This is a genomic window from Serratia sp. 506_PEND, assembly GCF_001076875.1.
GTDB classification, from domain to species: Bacteria; Pseudomonadota; Gammaproteobacteria; order Enterobacterales; family Enterobacteriaceae; genus Serratia; species Serratia marcescens.
Genome location: NZ_JVEL01000495.1, coordinates 1 through 259, shown reverse-complemented (window position 1 = coordinate 259; position 259 = coordinate 1). Strand labels below are relative to the sequence as shown.

Genomic DNA, 259 nt, shown 5'->3' with positions numbered 1-259 from the left:
TCCACACATTGTCGCCAATCCTGACAGTCTTACCGAACTCCGCGCCGCCGACGCGGGTCTCGGCGTCCAGCGGATGGGTCGCGGTGTAAATATGCACGCCCGGCGCCAGCAGGCAGTTGTCGCCGATATGCACCTCGCACACGTCGAGGATCACGCAGTCGAAATTGGCGTAGAAGTTCTTGCCGAGATAAATGTTATAGCCGTAGTCGCAGCGGAAGGTCGGCTCGATGGTGCCGCCCTGATAGCCGCCCAGCAGCTC

The 259-nt window shown here is 61.0% G+C and carries 1 pseudogene; it reads right to left on the bottom strand.

The annotated features are described in order from the left end of the window. Window positions 1-259 (bottom strand): annotated as a pseudogene (locus ADK28_RS33075) (maltose O-acetyltransferase); the annotation flags it as partial.